Here is an 18,354-nt window from a genome sequence, read left to right on the forward strand (position 1 = left end):
TGCAATGCCCGGAGGCACGGGGCCCATGGCAAGGTTCGGGCGGGCGCTGGAACGGCGCCTGCCCGCGATCGTGGTCTCGCCGCTTTTCGCGGCGAGCCTGTTCTTCGTTTACGGCTTCATCGTCTGGACGGCCTATATCTCGCTGACACGGTCGGGGGTGATGCCCAACTACGAGTTCGACGGGTTGAGCCAATATGTCCGGCTCTGGGAAACGCCACGCTGGTATGTGGCGATCCGCAACCTCTTCGTCTTCTCGGGCCTGTTCATCTCGATCTCGATGGCGATCGGCATCCTGCTGGCGATCCTGCTCGATCAGAAGGTGCGCATCGAGGGGGTGATCCGCACGATCTACCTCTACCCGATGGCGCTCAGTTTCATCGTCACCGGCACGGTCTGGAAATGGATGCTGAACCCCGGTCTCGGGCTGGAGCGGCTGATGCATCAGGCGGGCTTCGAAAATTTCAGTTTCGACTGGCTAGTGAACTCTCATTACGCGATCTACACGGTGGTGATCGCAGCCGTCTGGCAAAGCTCCGGCTACGCGATGGCGCTGTTTCTAGCGGGGCTCCGCTCGGTCGATGACGAGGTCCTGAAAGCGGCGGCGATCGACGGCGCGGGGCTGTGGCGCACCTATACCGGCATCGTGCTGCCGATGCTGCGGCCGGTGTTCCTGTCCACCATCATCATCCTCGCCCATCTCGCGATCAAGAGCTTCGATCTCGTGATCGCGCTGACCGGCGGGGGGCCGGGCTATGCCACCGACATGCCCGCCACCTTCATGTATTCCTTCGCCTTCCAGCGCAGCGAGCTGGGCGTGGCGGCGGCGAGCGCCACGATGATGCTGATGACGGTCATCGCGATCATCGTGCCCTATCTCTACTCGGAACTGAGGAAGACCAGCGGATGAGTGGGCGCCACACAAGCGGGATCGTCCAGCGCAGGGGCCTGCATCACAGCCTGATGCGCGCCGTGCTGTTCGCCGTGCTCGGGGTGTTCTGCATCTACTACCTGATCCCGCTTCTGGTGATGATCTCGACCTCTCTGAAATCGCTGACCGAGATCCGGGAGGGCTCGCTGATCAGCTTGCCGAAAGAGTTCGACTTCAGCGCCTGGGAGAAAGCGTGGAACAGCGCCTGCGTGGGCGTACGCTGCAACGGGCTGGCACCCTATATGTGGAACTCGGTGATGATGACCGTGCCGGCGGTGGCGATCTCGACGATACTCGGCGCGCTCAACGGCTATGCGCTGACCAAGTGGCGCTTTCGCGGCGCCGACACGATCTTCGCGCTGATGCTGTTCGGCGCCTTCATCCCGTTTCAGGTGATCTTGCTGCCGATGGCGCGAGTGCTGGGCCAGCTTGGCCTTGCGGGCACGATCCCGGGGCTGATCCTCGTACACACGGTCTATGGCCTCGCCTTCACCACGCTGTTCTTCCGCAATTTCTTCATCGGGGTTTCCAGCGGCATCATTCAGGCGGCGAAGGTCGACGGGGCGGGCTTCTTCGGCATCTTCTTCCGGCTCGTGCTGCCGATGTCGCTGCCTGCCATCGTGGTGACCGTGATCTGGCAGTTCACCCAGATCTGGAACGATTTCCTGTTCGGCGTGGCCTTCACCATCGGCGACAGCAACCCGGTGACGGTGGCGCTCAACAACGTGGTGAATACCTCGACGGGGGTGAAGGAATACAATGTCGACATGGCCGCAGCGATCATCGCGGCGCTGCCGACGCTGGCAGTCTATGTCGTCGCCGGAGCCTGGTTCGTGCGCGGGCTCTCGGCCGGAGCGGTGAAAGGGTAGCAATGGCAGCGGGAATTTCCCTTCAGGGCGTGCGCAAACGCTTCGGAACGAACGAGGTGATCAAGGGCATCGACCTCGAGATCGAGGCGGGCGAATTCATCGTCCTCGTCGGGCCCTCGGGCTGCGGCAAGTCCACCCTGCTCAACCTGATCGCCGGGCTCGAGACGCTGAGCGACGGCCATATCGAGATCGCCGGGCGGCTAGTCGACGACACCCCGCCGCGCGACCGCGACATCGCGATGGTGTTCCAGTCCTACGCGCTCTACCCGACCAAAACGGTGCGCGAGAACATCACCTTCGGGATGCAGACCCGCCACGTCCCGCGCGCCGAACAGGCCACCGCGGTCGAAGAGTTCAGCACGCTCTTGCAGATCCACCCCTATCTGGACCGCAAGCCCGGTCAGCTTTCGGGCGGCCAGCGCCAGCGCGTCGCGATGGGCCGCGCGCTGGTGCGCAAGCCCGAGGTCTTCCTGTTCGACGAACCCTTGTCGAACCTTGACGCCAAGCTTCGGATCGAGATGCGCACCGAGATCAAGAAGCTGCATCAGCGGCTGGGAAAGACTGTCGTCTATGTCACCCACGACCAGATCGAGGCGATGACGCTGGCGACCCGGATCGCGGTGATGGATAACGGCCATATCCGTCAAGTGGCCGAACCCGGGGAGATCTATGACGATCCGGTGGACCTCTTCGTCGCGAGCTTCATGGGGTCGCCGTCGATGAACATGCTGCCCGGCGCCCTGCGGCGCGATGGGCAGACGGGCGCGCTGTCGGTGGAGGTGGCCGAGGGCACGGCAGGGGCGCTTCGCTTTCCCCTGCCCGCGAGGTTCACCGAGCGGGTCACAGCCCCCGATGGACACAAGGTCGTTCTGGGGCTCCGGCCCGAGGCGATCTTCATGGCCGGAACCGAACTTCCCGGCCCGAACCGTTTCGTCTTCGAACGCCCGGTCGATCTGGTGGAGCCGACCGGCCCCGACACGATGATCGTCTTCGCCCTTGGCGAGATCGAAGTGATCGCCCGGGTCCGCCCGGAAGACGCCCTGCCGCCGGGTGCGCCCTTCAGCTTCGAGGTCGATATGGGCAAGGCCAAAGTCTTCGATGCCGAGACGGGCCTGCGGCTGTAAGGCGGGCCTTCTTAAGCCCCCTAAAGCCCCCCGCGCCGATTGGCGCAACGCGGCTTTCGGCTATCGTATTCGTAGGATGGCGACCCGGTGGAGCGTCAAAGCTTACAGCAGCCCGCGACTTGCAGCGATGCTCGCAGCTTCTCTCAATGTCTTGGCTCCGAGGCGGTCCGCAGCGCCCCTGAGACGGGCCTTTACCCCGCCGACGGAGAGCTGCAATTCGTGGGCGACCTGCTTGTGCAGATAGCCCTTGGAATAGAGTTGAAGGGCCTGCATCTGCGCCTCTGTCGGCATCTCGGGCTCGGCTGCATGGATGCGCGACAGCACCGTCTCGATCTCTTCCATTTCGGAGACGTGCAGCTCCCGGTCAGCGCGCGCAAAGATCCCAAGGCTCCGCTTCGGCATCTCTTCCGTCCCATGGATCGACACGACACTTCCGAATTCGAAGCCAAATTTCCGATAGTCACGCATGAAGTCCGTGCCGACGAAGCTGTCTATGTCCTTCCATCGCGCATAGCCCGAATTTTCCTGACACCAACGCAACAGCGGGTCGGCCAGCGCCAGTCCAGAAAAGGTATAATGATTGATCCAGTCAGCCGGAAACAGGTTCAACTCGGCCTCAGGCGCGAAGAAACCCGCCCGCAAAGCGATGTAGCAACCGGCTGGCGCGCGTTCGGCGAAAAGACTTTGAAAATCACTTAGCATCGTGTCGTTTCGATCTTCCATTCCCTCCGAGGGATTTATAGTCACCAAAGAGGAGAGCTCAATTAGGCCAAGCTAGTGCCGCGGCGTTTTGGTCAAGAATTTCTGTCAAGTTTATACAAGGATAGCTGCATGATCGACGTGCATGAAATGCGCCAGAGCTTGCAACGTCTGGGTGAAGTATCTGATTGGAAATTCGCCCTGGGGCTGCACATTCGCTTCGCCAATCCTACGCTGCTCTACCAGACATATCCACAAGAATGGATGAATTTCTACACCGCAAACGGCCTCGTATTCGTCGATCCGACGGTCAAGTGGGCGATGACCCATACAGGGATTTGTGATTGGTCCGAGCTCGCGGATCAAGACGAGAGCAATGTGTTCGGTCAGGCCGCCGAATTCGGACTGCGCTTCGGGAAGGCCATCGCGATCGGGGAGAGTTCCCGAAGCGCCGGTTTCTTCACGCATCCTTCGCGCAAGATCGAACAGGCCGAGGCCGAGGAAGCCCGAGCGCTCCTGGAAGAGCTTCACGAGATGACGAAAGGTGTCGAGTCGTTGCCCGAGGGCGAGTTGGAGCGGCTCCGATCTGAGCTCCGTTTCTGAGACGATCCGGAAAGCCGGATCGTCCCCGAGAAAGCGCAGCAAGCCCGTGCTGTGTTCGCCCGAGCTCCGCTGCACACATTGCGATCAGCCGTTCAGGCGCACCGCGGGCTCGGGTCGCCCTGCAATCCCGGCGGGCGCGCAATAGACCCTGCCCTGCGCGGCATCCGGTGTCTCGATCCCTTCCTGAGCCGTGGTCACGAAAAGCGTCGTGAACTCCGGCCCGCCGAAAGCGGGACAGGAACTGTGCCGTCCGCCCACCGCGATCGCCCGGTCGAAGCGCCCGTCCGGCAGGTAGCGCGCCACGCGCCCAGCCCCCCATTGCGCGCTCCAGAGTGCGCCCTCGGCATCGCTCTGCGCGCCGTCGGGGTTCAGACCCTCCGCGCTCAGGTCGACGAAGATGTCCGGCGCGCCCTCGGGCCAACCCTGCGCATCGAGCGCGACGGTCATGATCTTTCCGGTCGGGGTGTCGGCGAAATAGGCGCGTCGCCCATCGGGCGCGAAGCAGATCGAATTGGGGATGGTGATCTCGGGAAAGAGCCGCTCCACCGTGCCCTCGAAATAGCGGTAGATCGCACCCGCGCCCGTCTCCGCGTTCTTGCCCATCGTAGACGCCCAGAAGCCCCCCATCGGGTCAGCGCGGCCATCGTTGCAGCGGGTGTCGGTGCGGTCGGCCTCGATCGCGGCGAGCGGCTCATGCGCACCCGCGGAGATGTCGAAGCGGCGCAGCCCGGTCTCGGTCGAGATCACCAGCGTCTCGGCATCGACCCAGCCCGCAGCCGAAGCCATCTGCCCGATCTCCCATTCGCGCGACCCGGTTGCGTCGCGGCTGAGCATCCGACCCGCGAGGATGTCGAACCAGAACAGCTGGCCACGTTCGGGATGCCAGAACGGCCCCTCGCCAAGGAAACAGGCGCGGTCGTCGTAAATCTCGAAACTCATGCCCCGCAGGCCTCGTCATAGCTGGCGACCAGCGCGCGGGCCTTCTCGGTCACGGTCTCCACGCTGTCGCCGGGTTTGTAGATCGACGAGCCGATGCCGTAGCCGGCCGCGCCCGCCTCGTGCCACTCGCGCATGTTCTCGGCCGAGACACCGCCCACTGCATAAAGCGGCACGTCGGGCGGCAGCACCGCGCGCATCGCACGCAGCCCTTTGGGTCCGATCAGCTCGCCCGGGAACAGCTTGAGCCCATCCGCCCCTGCGGCGAGCGCCGCGAAGGCCTCGGTCGGGGTCATCACGCCGGGAAAGCTCTGCAGCCCGGCGGCTTTGGAAGCGGCGGTCACGTCGGTGTTGCAATTGGGCGAAACGATCAGCTTCGCACCGGTCGCGGCGACGGCGTCGACCTGATCCGTGGTCAGGACCGTCCCCGCCCCGATCAGCGCGTCGGAGCCGAAGCGCTCCACCATCGCGGCGATGCTGTCGAGTGGGTCGGGCGAGTTCAGCGGCACCTCGATCCGGGTCACGCCCGCGGCGATCAGCGCCTCGCAGACGGGAAGGGCTTCAGCGGGGGTGATCCCGCGCAAGATGGCGATGATGGGTCGGCTCATGTGTCAGCTCCGATGGTCTGGCGCGCGGCATAGAGCCCCGCGAGGGTCACGTCTTCGGCGTCATGGCTGGCAGCTTGGATGCCGCAACCGGCCAGCGCCCGGGTATAAAGCGGGCTGAGAACGGGGCTTCCGATCAGCGCAATGGGTTGGCCCTGCCAGAGATCGCGCGCGGCGGCCAGCTCCCAGCCGATCAGCAGCCCGGAGAGGCGGCACGCGGCGGTTTCGGGCGATTGCGCGCCCAGAAGCGCCCCGGCGCGCAGCGCGAACAGCGCGCCATAGGCTGCCGCCGGATCGGCCAGCGCCTCCGCCACCGCAGCGTCGAAAGCTGCCATGTCCTGACAGCCTTCCCCGATCGTGTGGCGCAGCACCGAGCGATGCGCGAGCAGGTCGTAAATCTCGCCAGTCATGCAACTGCGGAACCGCTCGATCCGGCCCGCGCGCAGGGCCACCCATTTCGTATGGGTGCCCGGCAGGCAGATCGTGCCCTCGAAGCCGGGATTGCGCAGCAGGAAGCCCGCGATCTGGGTCTCCTCGCCGCGCATCACGTCGGGCGGGCTGTCCTGACGCAGGCCGCAGGCGATATAGACCGGGCGCGCCGCGTGATCCGGCACCCGCACGAGGCGCGGTTGGGCGGCGCAGGGCACCGGCGCATAGGGCGCCTCGGCCCAGCCCTGACGCGAACCGACCATACCGCAGGTCACGACCGGGGCCGCGCCCCAGCCCGCAACGGCCTCTTCCAGCACCGGGCCGAACTCGGCGGGGGTGAGCTTGCCCATCCCCTGCTCGGAACTCCGTCGGTCAAGCACCTCGCGCCCGCGCATCGCCCAGACGCGCAGATGTGTCGTGCCCCAATCGGCGGCGATCCAGTCGGGAGCCGCGTCACTCATAGTCTTTCTCCTTCAATCACGTGAATGCGCTCGGGGAAGGTCCAAGGCAAAGTGATCCCCTGTCCCATCAACGCTTGCCCGCTGAGCGTAATCGGTCCGGTCTTGAGCGCAGGCGTCCCACGCGACAACCGGGGCAGATCTTCCGCGGTGATCAGCCGCAACCGGTAGCGCGCCGCGGGATCGAGCCCCGTCAGCCGCAAGGGGCGCGGCAGGATCTGCGCAGACGTTGCCGCCTGACCCGCGAAGACCACGAAGCGGCTGCCATCCTCGGCCAGTTGCAACTCGGCGATCACAGCCGGGTCGGCGCTGTCGAGCCGCAGGATATCCGCGCGCATCCGCCAGTCGCGGTTGTCCTTCCACCAGCGGGTGACGGAGGTCAGAACCTCGACCTCTTCCTCGGTCAACTCGCGTGGATCCATCTCGACGCCCATATGGCGTTGCGCCGCGACCCATGCCCGGGTGCGAATGTCGATCACCCGGCCCGAGGTGTGGCACTGGCGCGGACCGACATGGGAGCCGGTGACGCAGCTCGGCAAAAACAGCGCCGCGTCATGCTGGATGCGCAGGCGTTCGAGAGCGTCGTTGCTGTCCGAGAGCCAGACCCGGCCCGTGCGCTCGAGAATACCGAAATCGATCCGCCCACCGCCTGAGGCACAGCTTTCGAACTCCACGCCCGGATGGGCCGCGCGGAGCCGGTCGAGCAGATCGTAAAGGCCCCGCGCCTGCGCGGCGTCGGGATACGGCAGCACACGGTTATGGTCCCATTTGACGTAAGAGATCGCATAGGCCGAGAGCACCGCGTCGATCGCCGCGAAGAGGTGATCGCGCACCGCCGGGTTCGCCATGTCGAGCACACGCTGCTGGCGGCCTTCGATCTGATCCTCCGGGCCCAGCAGCCAGTCGGGATGCGCGCGCGCCAGATCGCTGTCGCGATTGACCATCTCGGGCTCGAACCAGAGGCCGAATTCCATCCCGAGGCTTTGCACATGATCGACCAGCGGCGTCAGCCCGTCGGGATATTTGCGCGGATCGACCGTCCAGTCGCCCAGCGAGGTGGTGTCGTCATCGCGCTTGCCGAACCAGCCGTCGTCGAGCACGAAACGCTCCGCGCCAAGTGCTGCGGCGCGCTCTGCGATGGCTTTCAATTTGACCAGATCGTGGTCAAAATAGACCGCTTCCCAGCAGTTGTAATGCACCGGGCGCGCCTTGGCCCAAGGGGCGCGTTTGCGCAGATGGCGCTGGAAGGCGACCGCGCAACCATTCGAGCCGGCCGCCGAGAAGGCCGCATAGAGCGTCGCGGTCTCAAACCGCGTCGCCGGTTCGGCCTCGGAGCCGCTCGCATGACCGAACTGGATTTGCCTGCACCCGTCAGGCAGTTCCTCGGCGACCATCCGGTGCCCGCCCGACCAGCCGTAGTGGAAGGCGCGGGTTTCGCCTTGCGTCTTGGTCGCCCCGCGCGACGGCAGGATCAGGCCGGGGAAATGCTCGTGCCCGGTGCGGCCTGTATGATTGTCGCGCACGCGCTGACCGGGGCGCCACGGCGTCGGCTCGATCTGGAATTCACCGATCCAGCGACCGGAGAACTCATGCATCTCGTCGGCCAGTTGCGGGCCGGGGAAAACCGGGGCGGCGAGCCAATGGAGTGTGATCGGCGTGGCGCTCTCCAGCTCAGCGCGCGCCGCGATCAGTCCAGTGTCGGCGTCGAGCGCGAAGCTGGCCCTGTAGCTCACACCCGACGCCGCATCGCGATAGACCAGCGTAAGCCGATCCTCGCGAAGCTCTTCCGACGCGAAGCGGAAGGCCGGCCGCAGCGGCCGCCCTGCCCCGTCGCGCGCGATCAGACCCGGCTCGCCCGGGAAGCTCTGGCTCGCCTCGGGGCAGATCGAGACCTCGGGCGCGCGGTCGAGCATCCCGCCGGTAACATCCGGCACGCTCGCCGCGGCCAAGCCCGCGAGGTCTTCCCCCTCGGGCAGCGCCGCGCCCCAATAGACGATCTCGGGAAGCCGGTCGTCGTGACCCGCCAGAACGAAGCTCTGGCGGGCGTCTTGCAAATGCCATGTGCGGATCATTTCACCGCCCCGAGCGTCAGCCCTGCGATGAAGTGTTTCTGCATCAGGAAGAACATCGCCACCGGCGGCAGCGCGGCAAGGATCGAGCCTGCCGAGACCAGTTGCCACGCCGCGACCCATTGGCCGTTGAGCGATTGCAACCCGGCGGTGATCGGCTGGGTATCCGCCCCCGTGGTCAGCACCGTCGCCCAGAAATAGTCGTTCCAGATGAAGGTGAAGATCAGCACCGACAGCGCCGCGATCGCGGGCCGCACCAGAGGCAGCACGATATGCCAGAAGATCTGCCATTCGCCGACACCTTCGACGCGGGCGGCCTCGATCAGCTCTTTCGGCAGCGCCTTGATGAAGTTGCGCATGAAGAGCGTGCAGAAGCCGGTCTGGAAGGCGACATGGAACAGCGCGAGCCCCGTGATCGTGTCATAGAGCCCCATCTTCACCGTCAGCTCGCGCACCGGCACCATCAGAATCTGGAAGGGCACGAAGTTCCCCGCCACGAAGATGAAGAATATCAGCAGGTTGCCCTTGAACTTATAAACGGCGAGCGCAAAGCCCGTCAGGCAGGACAGTGCGACCGCCCCGATCACCGTCGGGATCGTCACCTTGAATGAGTTCAGCATGTAGCTCGCGAAAGGCGAGTTCTTGAACACGTCGAGATAGTTCGAAAACGCCAGATAGGACGGTATGCCGAAGTAGTTGCCCTGCGCGAGATCGCTGGAGGGCCGGATCGACGTGACGGCAACGCCCAGAAGCGGCAGCAGCCAGACCACCAGCATCACCGGAAGGGCTATCTGATAGGTCAGCCGTGCGGCGGGGCTCATGGATTGAATGGGTTTGGGAAACATCTCACAGGCCCCTTTCGTCGCGCCACATCTTCCAGATGAAGCCCGAAATGAAGATCATCATGATCGCGAACAGCACCACCGCGATCGCCGCGCCGTAGCCCATGCGATAGCCGTATTCCGACAGCGCCTGCTCATACATGTAGTAGGACAGCACCCGCGAGGAACCGAAGGGCCCGCCATCGGTCATGATCGAGACGAGATCGAAGCTGCGCAGCGCCCCGATTACGGTGACGACGACCGCGATGAAGGTGGCCGGGCGCAATTGCGGCAGCACCACATACCAAAGCATCTTGATGCCCTTCGCCCCGTCAAGACGCGCCGCTTCGATCTGATCGGGCGCGACCGCATTCAGACCGGTCAGATAGAGGATCATGCAATAGGCGATCTGCGGCCACAGCCCCGCCGCGATGATCCCGTAGGTCACCGTGTTGGGATTGGCGAGGATCGCGATCCCGGTCCCGTCGAGCCATTTCGTCAGCTCGAAGAACAGCCCGAAGCCCGGGGCGTAGAACCACGAGAAGATCAGGCCGACCACGACCTGAGAGATCACGAAGGGGAAGAAGAACAGCGATTTGTAGATCCGGATGCCGCGCACGGTCTGGTTCAGGAAAAGCGCGATGAACAGCCCGAACGGGATTGCCAGCATATAGAGCACCAGCCAGATCAGGTTGTTCTTGAGGCTGGTGTAGAAAGCGTCGTCATCGAGCAGCTCGAGATAGTTCGACAGCCCGACCCACGTCTTCGCGCTCAGCCCGTCCCATTGGAAGAACGAGATCCACATCGACTCGCCGATCGGGATCAGCACGTAGATCAGGAACATCAGCACGCCGGGGGCGAGAAACAGCCAGGGCGCAAGTTTTCGGTTCAACCGGCGGCGGCGCGGTGCGGGCATGCCGGTCTCCGCCCGCGGCTCGGACATAGCGGGTGAGACGGTCATCGTCGCACTCCTCGGATCTGGAAAAACAGGAAGGGGCGGCACCCTGCAACAGGCACCGCCCCTCGGGGAGGATCAGTTCTTGTAGACGCGCTGACGCACCTTCTCGAGCCGCTCGAGGATCGCGTCGAGATGGTCCGGATAGGCCATGAATTCCTGGAAGCCTTCCATGCCCGCCTTCGCCATCTGCGCAGGCGCGTCACGGTCGAAGAACTGCGCGATGCCGCCATCGGCCGTGGACAGGATCTTGAAGCCCGCCTGCAGATAGGGATCGTCGCCCACCGAAGAGTTCTTGTTGATCGGCAGCTGACCGAGTTCTTCGTTCATCTTGGTCTGCACATCGGCCTTCGCGACATAGGCGAGGAACTTCTTGGCGTCCGCCTTGTTCTTGGCGCCTGCCGGGATGTGGATCGTATCGGTCGGCGCTTCTTCGGCGCGCGGGATATCCGGGTTGATCGTCGGGAAGTCCATGAAGCCCAGCGTGTCATTGGTCATCCCGCCATCCTTGAAGGTGGCGACGGCGAAGTTGCCCATGACGTAATTCGCGGCCTTGCCCTGCACGATGTTCGACACCGCATCCTGCCAGTCGATCGCGGCGACGTTCTTCGTGGTGTAGGGCAGAACCTTCTTCCACTCCGCGAAAACGGCCTTCACCCGGTCATCGGTCCACGGAATCTCGCCGCTGGTGAGCTTCATGTGGAAATCGTAGCCGTTGGTGCGCAGGTCGAGATAGTCGAAAATCCCTGCCGCCGGCCACAGCGCCTTGGTGCCGGTGGTCAGGCAGTCGACGCCCATTTCCTGGAACTTCTTGCAGTTCGAGATGAACTCGTCCCAGGTCTTGGGCATCTCCACCCCGGCTTTCTTGTACACGTCTTTGTTATAGTAGATGCCCCACTGGTAGTAGGTATAGGGCACGCCCCATTGCTTGCCGTCGATGGTCATCGACTTGAGCGCGGAGCCGAGGCTGTCCTTGAGCGCGTTCTCCTCCCAGACATCGGACACATCGGTGAATTGCCCGGCATTGACGAAGGGCGCCATGCGGTTGCCCGCATACCAGTTCGCCAGATCGGGGCTGTCGGCGGTCAGGAAGTTGCGGATCGCGGTCTTGTAGCCCTCGTGATCGAAGGTGTTCACCTCGACTTTCACATCCGGGTTTTCGGCCTCGAAGCCTTTCACGAGCTGTTCGAACGCGGCTTTCGGGGCCGGATCGGACGCGTCGGTGAAGAGCTTGAGCACGCGCTGCTCGGCCATCGCCGGAATGGCGATCGAGCCCATCAGCGCCACGAGCGCGGTGGTTTTCAGGATATTCATTCGGTTCTCCTCCCGTTTCAGTAGCCCACGGATCAATGATTTTAGTTCCAAATATTGAAACCGTGTTTTACATATTGAAATGCTGCCGCGAATCTCTCATCCTGTCAACAGCCCTGAGGAGGAGCCCATGAACGACGCCACGCCAAAGCCGGAGAAATCCGACGGCACGGTTGGACGCACGCTGGCCGTGCTCGACCGCGTTGCCGAATTCGGCCGCCCCGTGCGTTTCGCCGAGTTGCTGCCGGTCTGCGATCTGCCCAAGGCGACCCTGTATCGCTTCCTGCAGACGCTCACGAACCAGGGCATGCTCGCCTTCGACGAGGATCGTCAGACCTATCGGCCGGGCTTGCGTCTCGTGCGCCTCGCCCATGCGGCCTGGGCGCAAAGTTCGCTTGCGCCGATTGCGGCGCCCTTCCTCGACCAACTGTCGAAGGAGACCGGCCAGACGCTGCACCTCGCGCAGCTCGATCAGGGCATGGTGCTCTATGTCGACAAGCGCAACGCCTCGCACCCGGTCGAGATGTTCTCGCAATCGGGCAAGGTCGGTCCGGCCTATTGCACGGGCGTGGGCAAGGCGATGCTCGCCTATCTGCCCGAGGACGCTTTGCAGAATGCGCTGACGCGGCAGAGCTTTCATCGTTTCACGGAACACACCCTGACCGACGCGACGAGCCTGCGCGCGGAGCTGGAAAACATCCGCAAGCGCGGTTTTGCCTGGGACGACGAGGAGCACGAGCCCGGCATCCGCTGCATCGCCGCCCCGATCCTGTCGCCGCAGGGCCGCGTTCTGGGCGCGCTCTCGATCACCTCGGGCCAGCCCGACGGTCAAAAACAACTCGAAACCTATGCCCCGCTGATCCTCGAGACGGCGGAGAAGATCGCGAAAGCGGCCAGTGACTGGCGCTTTCCGGAACAGAAACGCGCCGACTGAACCCCGGTGCGTAAAAACAGGGAGGAGACCCCGTGAGCGGAGTCGCATTGGAGAAGATCGTCAAACGGTTTGGCGATGCGGAGGTAATCCACGGCGTCGATCTGGCGGTCGAGCCGGGGGAATTCTGTGTCTTCGTCGGGCCGTCAGGCTGTGGCAAGTCGACGCTTTTGCGGATGATCGCGGGGTTGGAGGAGACCTCGGACGGTGCGATCCGCATCGGTGGCCGCGAAGTCACGAAGGCCGAGCCCGCCGAGCGCGGCATCGCGATGGTGTTTCAGACCTACGCGCTCTACCCGCATATGACGGTGGGCGAGAATATGGGCTTCGGGCTGAAGATGAACGGCCATCCGAAGGCCCAGATCAGCGACAAGGTGCAGGAAGCCGCGCGGATCCTGAAGCTCGAGCCGCTTCTGGACCGCAAGCCTGCCGCCCTGTCTGGCGGTCAGCGCCAGCGTGTGGCCATCGGCCGCGCGATCACCCGTGGCCCGGAGGTGTTCCTCTTCGACGAACCGCTGTCGAACCTCGATGCCGAATTGCGCGTCGAGATGCGCGCCGAGATCGCGCGTCTGCACCGCGAGATCGGGGCGACGATGATCTACGTTACCCACGATCAGGTCGAGGCGATGACGATGGCCGACAAGATCGTCGTGCTGCGCGCGGGCAATATCGAACAGGTCGGAAGCCCGATGGAGCTTTACGACGATCCCGACAATCGCTTCGTCGCGGGCTTCATGGGCTCGCCTTCGATGAACTTTCTCGCCGCGACCGTGGTGGAGGGTCAGCTCGACGTGCCCGCCTTGGGGCAACGCGTCGACAGTCCCGTTGCCTTGCCCGCGGACGGCACGAAGCTGGAAATCGGCATTCGCCCGAACGCGCTGCGCCTGAGCGGCTCGGAGGGCAATTTCACGATCGAGATGGCCGAGAACCTTGGCGGCGTCAGCTACGCGCATCTCGACGCGGCCTCCGGCGAGCGCGTAGTGGTCGAGACCGATCAGCGCCTCCACGGTGCGGTTGGCGGCAAGACCGGGCTCAGCTTCGATCCGGCCTCGGTCTATGTGTTCGACACCAGCACGGGCGCACGGGTGCGCGGATGAGCCTTGCTATCGGCCTCGTGGGGCTGGGAGCGATCGCCCGCGCCCAGCACCTTCCCGCGATCGCGGAAACCAATGGCGTGCATCTCGCCGCCATCGCGAGCCGCAATGCCAGCCTGCCCGACTTGCCGAGCTATTCCGACCTGCGCGCCATGCTGGACGCCGAGCCGGAGATCGGCGCCGTCTCACTCTGCACACCGCCGCAGGGGCGGTTCGATCAGGCGATGGCGGTGCTGCGCGCGAGTCGTCACCTGATGCTCGAAAAGCCGCCCGGCATGACGCTGAGCGAGGTCGAGGCGCTGCGCGAGACCGCCGCCAAGGCGGGGCTGACGATCTTCGCGACCTGGCATTCGCGCGAGGCGGCAGCCGTGGACGCGGCGCGCCAATGGCTCACCGGGCGCGAGATTTCCGAGATCCAGATCGACTGGCGCGAGGATGTGCGCAAATGGCATCCCGGGCAGGAATGGATCTGGCAACCGGGCGGGCTCGGGGTCTTCGATCCCGGCATCAACGCGCTCTCGATCCTGACCCGAATCCTGCGCCAGCCGGTGCGGCTGACAGCGGCGGCGCTAAGCATCCCGCAAGGCCGCCAAACTCCGATCGCCGCTGATCTGGAGATGTGCGCAGGCGAGACCCCGATCACCGCCGCATTCGACTGGCGGGAAACGGGTGACGAGCTGTGGCGCATCACCCTGCAGACCGAACACGGCACGGCCATGCTCGACAAGGGCGGCGCGGAGTTCAGCATCGATGGCGAGGTGATCGCCACGGGCGAGAACCGCGAATACGCCAATCTCTACGCCCGGATGCGCGATCTTGTGCGCGCCGGCCAAAGCGATCTCGACCTCGCGCCGATGCGCCTTGTCGCAGACGCCTTCATCAATGCACGTTTCGCGATCACCGATCCTTTCGACGCCTGATCGCGCCGACCAACTCTGAGGACCGTTATGAAAATCACCGCCATCGAAACCTTCATCGTGCCGCCGCGCTGGTGTTTCGTGAAAATCTCCACTGACGAGGGCATCTCCGGCTGGGGCGAGCCGGTGCTGGAGGGCCGTGCGGCCTCTGTCGCCGCCTGCGTCGAGGAACTGTCGGATTACCTGATCGGCAAGGACCCCGGCCATATTCAGGACCACTGGACGGTGATGTATCGCGGTGGCTTCTATCGCGGCGGCGGCATTCACATGTCGGCGATCGCCGGGCTCGATCAGGCGCTGTGGGACATCAAGGGCAAGGCGCTTGGCGTGCCGGTCCATTCGCTTCTGGGCGGCCAGCAACGCGACCGCATCCGGGTCTATAGCTGGATCGGCGGCGACCGGCCCGGCGACACGGCGCGGATGGCGCGCGAGTGCGGCGACCGGGGTTTCACGGCGGTGAAGATGAACGGCACCGAGGAGCTGCAATTCATCGACTCCCACGCCAAGATCGACGCCGTGCTGGCGCGCGTGCAGGCGATCCGCGAGGAGATGGGCCCCGATTTCGGCATCGGCGTCGATTTCCACGGCCGCGTCCACCGCCCGATGGCCAAGCAACTCGCGAAGGAACTCGAGCCCTTCAACCTGATGTTCATCGAAGAGCCCGTGCTGAGCGAGAATGCCGAGGCTCTGCGCGAGATCGCCAACCATTGCTCCACCCCGATCGCACTGGGTGAGCGGCTCTATACCCGCTGGGATTTCAAATCGATCCTGCAGGGCGGCTACGTCGATATCGTCCAGCCCGACCCCTCGCATTCCGGCGGCATCACCGAGACCTACCGGATCGCGGCGATGGCCGAAGCGCATGACGTGGCGCTGGCGCTGCATTGCCCGCTGGGGCCGATCGCGCTGGCGGCGAACCTGCAGCTCGATGCGGTCTGCTACAACGCCTTCATTCAGGAACAGTCACTGGGCATCCATTACAACAAGGGCTCGGACCTGCTCGACTATCTGAGCAACCCGTCGGTCTTCGAATATGACGACGGCTTCGTCGCGATCCCACAGGGCCCCGGCCTCGGCGTCGAGGTCAACGAGGAGAAAGTCCGCCAGGCGGCCGCCGAAGGTCACCGCTGGCGCAACCCGATCTGGCGCCATGCCGATGGCAGCTTCGCGGAGTGGTAAGCATGAGAGAGATCAGCAAACTGAACGAAGGCTGGAGTTTCGCGGAAGGCTTCGACGCGGCGAAGGTCGCGGAGCCGCTGCAGGGCGAGACGGTCACCCTGCCCCATAACGCCGCCGACCTGCCGATGAGCTATTTCGATGAAGCCGCGTTCCAGCGCCCCTTCACCTATCAGCGCGTGATCGCGTGGGACGATGCGTGGGCGGGCAAGCTGGTGCGGCTGCGGTTCGATGCGGCGATGGCCGATGCCGTGGTCTATGTGAACGGCGAGGAAGTGCTGCGCCACCGCGATGGCTACACGCCCTTCACCGTCGATCTGACGGACCGGTTCGAAGGCGGTAAGGCGCTGGTGACGGTGCATATCGACGGGTCGGAAAACCCCGAGATCCCGCCCTTCGGTGGCCGCATCGACTACCTCACCTATGCCGGGATCTATCGCGACGCATGGCTCGAGGTGCTGCCCGAAGCCCGTATCGCAAGCGTGAAGATCGAGACGCCCGACGTGCTGGCCGAGACCAAGCGCGTTCTGGTCAAGCTCGACGCGCCGGGTACGGTGGAAGCGGTTCTGTCGGACGCCGACGGCCACGAGATCGCGCGCGGCGAGGGCACCGGAGAGATCACCTTCGAGGGCCTCAGCGGCATCACGCTCTGGTCGGTCGAGACGCCCGCGCTCTACACGCTGACGCTGACCCTGATTGAGAGCGGCGACCGCCTCATCCAACGCTTCGGTTTCCGCCACGCCGAATTCACGCCCGAGGGGTTCTTCCTCAACGGTCAGCGCGTGGTCCTGCGCGGCCTCAACCGGCATCAGAGCTTCCCCTATTCGGGCTATGCTCAGGGCAAGCGCAGTCAGGAGCGCGACGCGGAAATCCTGCGTTACGATCTGGCCTGCAACATCGCGCGCACCTCGCATTACCCGCAAAGCCCCTATTTCCTCGACCGCTGCGACGAGATCGGCCTCATGGTCTTCGAGGAAATTCCCGGTTGGCAGCATATCGGCGGCGATATGTGGCAAGATGAATCCGTCGCCAATGTCGAGCGGATGATCCGGCGCGACTGGAACCACCCCTCGATCATCATCTGGGGCGTGCGGATCAACGAGAGCCCCGATGCGGAAGCGTTCTACAAACGCACCAATACTCTGGCGCATGAGCTGGATGCGACGCGCCCCACCGGCGGCGTGCGCTGCATCACCGACAGCCAGCTGCTCGAAGACGTCTACACGATGAACGATTTCATCCTCGGCGATTTCGAACTGCCCTTCTCGAACCGCCCGCGCACGAGCTTGCGTGACCAGCAGGAGGTGACGGGGCTGCCCAAGCGCGTGCCCTATCTGGTGACCGAATATAATGGGCACATGTATCCGACCAAGGCGGGCGACCCCGAGCATCGCCAGCACGAGCATGTGCTGCGTCATCTCGACGTGCTCAATGCCGCCCATGACCCCGATGCCGGGCTCGCGGGCTGCATCGGCTGGTGCATGTTCGACTACAACACCCATAAGGATTTCGGCGCGGGCGACCGGATCTGCCATCACGGCGTGATGTCGATCTTCCGCGAGCCGAAATTCGCGGCCTATGCCTATGCCAGCCAGCGCGATCCCGACGAGGCGATCGTGATGGAGCCGGTCACCGTCTGGTCGCGCGGCGAGCGCAATATCGGCGGGGTGATCCCGCTGATCGTGTTGACGAATTGCGACGAGGTGGAGCTGTCCTACGCCGATGTGGTCAAACGCGTCGGGCCTGATCGCACCCGCTTCCCGCATCTGCCGCACGCGCCGGTCGTCATCGATTACGACCACTTCACCCCGGACGAGGTGACTGCATGGGGCGAGAGCTGGCATGCGGGCCGCCTGCGCGGCTATCGCAACGGCGAGTTGGTGATCGAGCGCGACTTCCCCGCCGATGCGATGTTCGACCGGCTCGAAGTGGCGCCCGATGTCACGAAGGCCGAGGCCGATCCGAGCGAGGAAATCCGGGTGATGATCCGCGCCCGCGATCAGGCCGGCAACAAGCTGCATTTCCTCAACGAGCCCGTTCACCTCACCGTCGAAGGCCCGGCTAAGCTGATCGGCTCCGACTGTCCGGTGCTCGCCGACGGTGCGACCGGTTGCTGGATCCGCCTGACGGGAAGGCGCGGCACGATCAAGGTGACCGCGCGGCTTCGTGAGACGGTCGAGACAATCGAGATTGCGGTGGAATAAGCGGCAAGGACGGCGACGCTCGATCAAGGCCATGGGGCGCCCCGTTCGCGACATGACATGTCGTTGAACGGGCGCCCGCTGTGGCCGGTTCGAACCCGTCGGGGTCGCATGACGCCAGCGCTCGGATTCCGCTGACAAAATGCCGATGCATAATTTTACATTATATGTCTTATTACAATTTCCAAATTTTTATTTATCACACTGCCTGCTATGAGCATCGGGCAA

At 64.2% G+C, this 18,354-nt stretch carries 17 protein-coding genes; 9 read left to right on the plus strand and 8 right to left on the minus strand.

Translation table 11 applies throughout. From position 1 onward, the window contains the following. Positions 1-25 precede the first annotated feature (25 nt). Genes F8R15_RS02165 through F8R15_RS02175 form a run of 3 tightly spaced genes read left to right on the plus strand, consistent with a single transcriptional unit; the run spans position 26 to position 2,921 of the window. Complete coding sequence (locus F8R15_RS02165; protein ID WP_152843237.1) at positions 26-907, plus strand: carbohydrate ABC transporter permease; 882 nt, start codon at positions 26-28, stop codon at positions 905-907. Further along, positions 904-1,797 (plus strand): carbohydrate ABC transporter permease, encoded by an 894-nt coding sequence (locus F8R15_RS02170; RefSeq protein WP_152843239.1) that lies wholly within the window; start codon positions 904-906, stop codon positions 1,795-1,797. Before F8R15_RS02165 ends, F8R15_RS02170 begins: the two co-directional genes overlap by 4 nt. A 2-nt stretch (positions 1,798-1,799) precedes the next feature. Continuing rightward, positions 1,800-2,921 carry an ABC transporter ATP-binding protein gene (locus F8R15_RS02175; RefSeq protein ID WP_152843241.1) on the plus strand — a complete coding sequence of 374 codons (1,122 nt, stop codon included), beginning with the start codon at positions 1,800-1,802 and terminating at the stop codon, positions 2,919-2,921. Positions 2,922-3,023: 102 nt separating this feature from the next. Here F8R15_RS02175 and F8R15_RS02180 read toward each other — a convergent pair whose 3' ends face one another. Then, positions 3,024-3,530 (minus strand): autoinducer binding domain-containing protein, encoded by a 507-nt coding sequence (locus F8R15_RS02180; RefSeq protein ID WP_172976147.1) that lies wholly within the window; start codon positions 3,528-3,530, stop codon positions 3,024-3,026. A 222-nt stretch (positions 3,531-3,752) separates the two neighbouring features. On the opposite strand from F8R15_RS02180, the gene F8R15_RS02185 reads away from it, so the two are divergent. After that, on the plus strand, positions 3,753-4,223 hold the full coding sequence (locus F8R15_RS02185) for an autoinducer binding domain-containing protein (protein WP_152843243.1): 471 nt from the start codon (positions 3,753-3,755) through the stop codon (positions 4,221-4,223). 84 nt (positions 4,224-4,307) lie between these two features. Here the strand turns inward: F8R15_RS02185 and F8R15_RS02190 are convergent, their stop codons facing one another. The 7 genes from F8R15_RS02190 to F8R15_RS02220 all read right to left on the minus strand — a co-directional run bounded on the left by F8R15_RS02190 (position 4,308) and on the right by F8R15_RS02220 (position 11,810). Next, a complete protein-coding gene (locus F8R15_RS02190; protein ID WP_152843244.1) occupies positions 4,308-5,162 on the minus strand; it encodes an SMP-30/gluconolactonase/LRE family protein in 855 nt (284 codons plus the stop codon). Further along, entirely contained in the window at positions 5,159-5,767 is a 609-nt protein-coding gene (locus F8R15_RS02195; protein ID WP_152843246.1) for a 2-dehydro-3-deoxy-6-phosphogalactonate aldolase, read from the minus strand. The genes F8R15_RS02190 and F8R15_RS02195 overlap by 4 nt, the downstream gene beginning before the upstream one ends. Further along, positions 5,764-6,654, minus strand: a complete 891-nt coding sequence (locus F8R15_RS02200; RefSeq protein ID WP_152843247.1) for a 2-dehydro-3-deoxygalactonokinase — start codon at positions 6,652-6,654, stop codon at positions 5,764-5,766. The genes F8R15_RS02195 and F8R15_RS02200 overlap by 4 nt, the downstream gene beginning before the upstream one ends. Next, on the minus strand, positions 6,651-8,723 hold the full coding sequence (locus F8R15_RS02205) for an alpha-galactosidase (protein ID WP_152843248.1): 2,073 nt from the start codon (positions 8,721-8,723) through the stop codon (positions 6,651-6,653). Before F8R15_RS02205 ends, F8R15_RS02200 begins: the two co-directional genes overlap by 4 nt. Continuing rightward, positions 8,720-9,565, minus strand: a complete 846-nt coding sequence (locus tag F8R15_RS02210; protein ID WP_152843249.1) for a carbohydrate ABC transporter permease — start codon at positions 9,563-9,565, stop codon at positions 8,720-8,722. Before F8R15_RS02210 ends, F8R15_RS02205 begins: the two co-directional genes overlap by 4 nt. Position 9,566: 1 nt before the next feature. Continuing rightward, positions 9,567-10,457 (minus strand): carbohydrate ABC transporter permease, encoded by an 891-nt coding sequence (locus tag F8R15_RS02215; protein ID WP_078520040.1) that lies wholly within the window; start codon positions 10,455-10,457, stop codon positions 9,567-9,569. Between the two features lie 117 nt (positions 10,458-10,574). Next, positions 10,575-11,810 (minus strand): ABC transporter substrate-binding protein, encoded by a 1,236-nt coding sequence (locus F8R15_RS02220; RefSeq protein ID WP_152843250.1) that lies wholly within the window; start codon positions 11,808-11,810, stop codon positions 10,575-10,577. Between the two features lie 127 nt (positions 11,811-11,937). Here F8R15_RS02220 and F8R15_RS02225 point away from each other — a divergent pair, with 127 nt between their 5' ends. Genes F8R15_RS02225 through F8R15_RS02245 form a run of 5 tightly spaced genes read left to right on the plus strand, consistent with a single transcriptional unit; the run spans position 11,938 to position 18,129 of the window. After that, positions 11,938-12,741, plus strand: a complete 804-nt coding sequence (locus F8R15_RS02225) for an IclR family transcriptional regulator (protein WP_152843251.1) — start codon at positions 11,938-11,940, stop codon at positions 12,739-12,741. Positions 12,742-12,773: 32 nt separating this feature from the next. Continuing rightward, a complete protein-coding gene (locus tag F8R15_RS02230) occupies positions 12,774-13,835 on the plus strand; it encodes an ABC transporter ATP-binding protein (RefSeq protein ID WP_368730991.1) in 1,062 nt (353 codons plus the stop codon). Next, a complete protein-coding gene (locus tag F8R15_RS02235) occupies positions 13,832-14,752 on the plus strand; it encodes a Gfo/Idh/MocA family protein (RefSeq protein ID WP_152843252.1) in 921 nt (306 codons plus the stop codon). The genes F8R15_RS02230 and F8R15_RS02235 overlap by 4 nt, the downstream gene beginning before the upstream one ends. 27 nt (positions 14,753-14,779) lie before the next feature. Then, on the plus strand, positions 14,780-15,928 hold the full coding sequence (dgoD, locus tag F8R15_RS02240) for a galactonate dehydratase (protein WP_152843253.1): 1,149 nt from the start codon (positions 14,780-14,782) through the stop codon (positions 15,926-15,928). A 2-nt stretch (positions 15,929-15,930) separates the two neighbouring features. Then, positions 15,931-18,129 carry a glycoside hydrolase family 2 TIM barrel-domain containing protein gene (locus F8R15_RS02245; protein WP_152843254.1) on the plus strand — a complete coding sequence of 733 codons (2,199 nt, stop codon included), beginning with the start codon at positions 15,931-15,933 and terminating at the stop codon, positions 18,127-18,129. Positions 18,130-18,354: the final 225 nt, after the last annotated feature.

Origin of the sequence: Thioclava sp. JE_KL1 (assembly GCF_009296265.1) — a bacterium.
In the GTDB taxonomy this organism is placed as follows: Bacteria; Pseudomonadota; Alphaproteobacteria; order Rhodobacterales; family Rhodobacteraceae; genus Thioclava.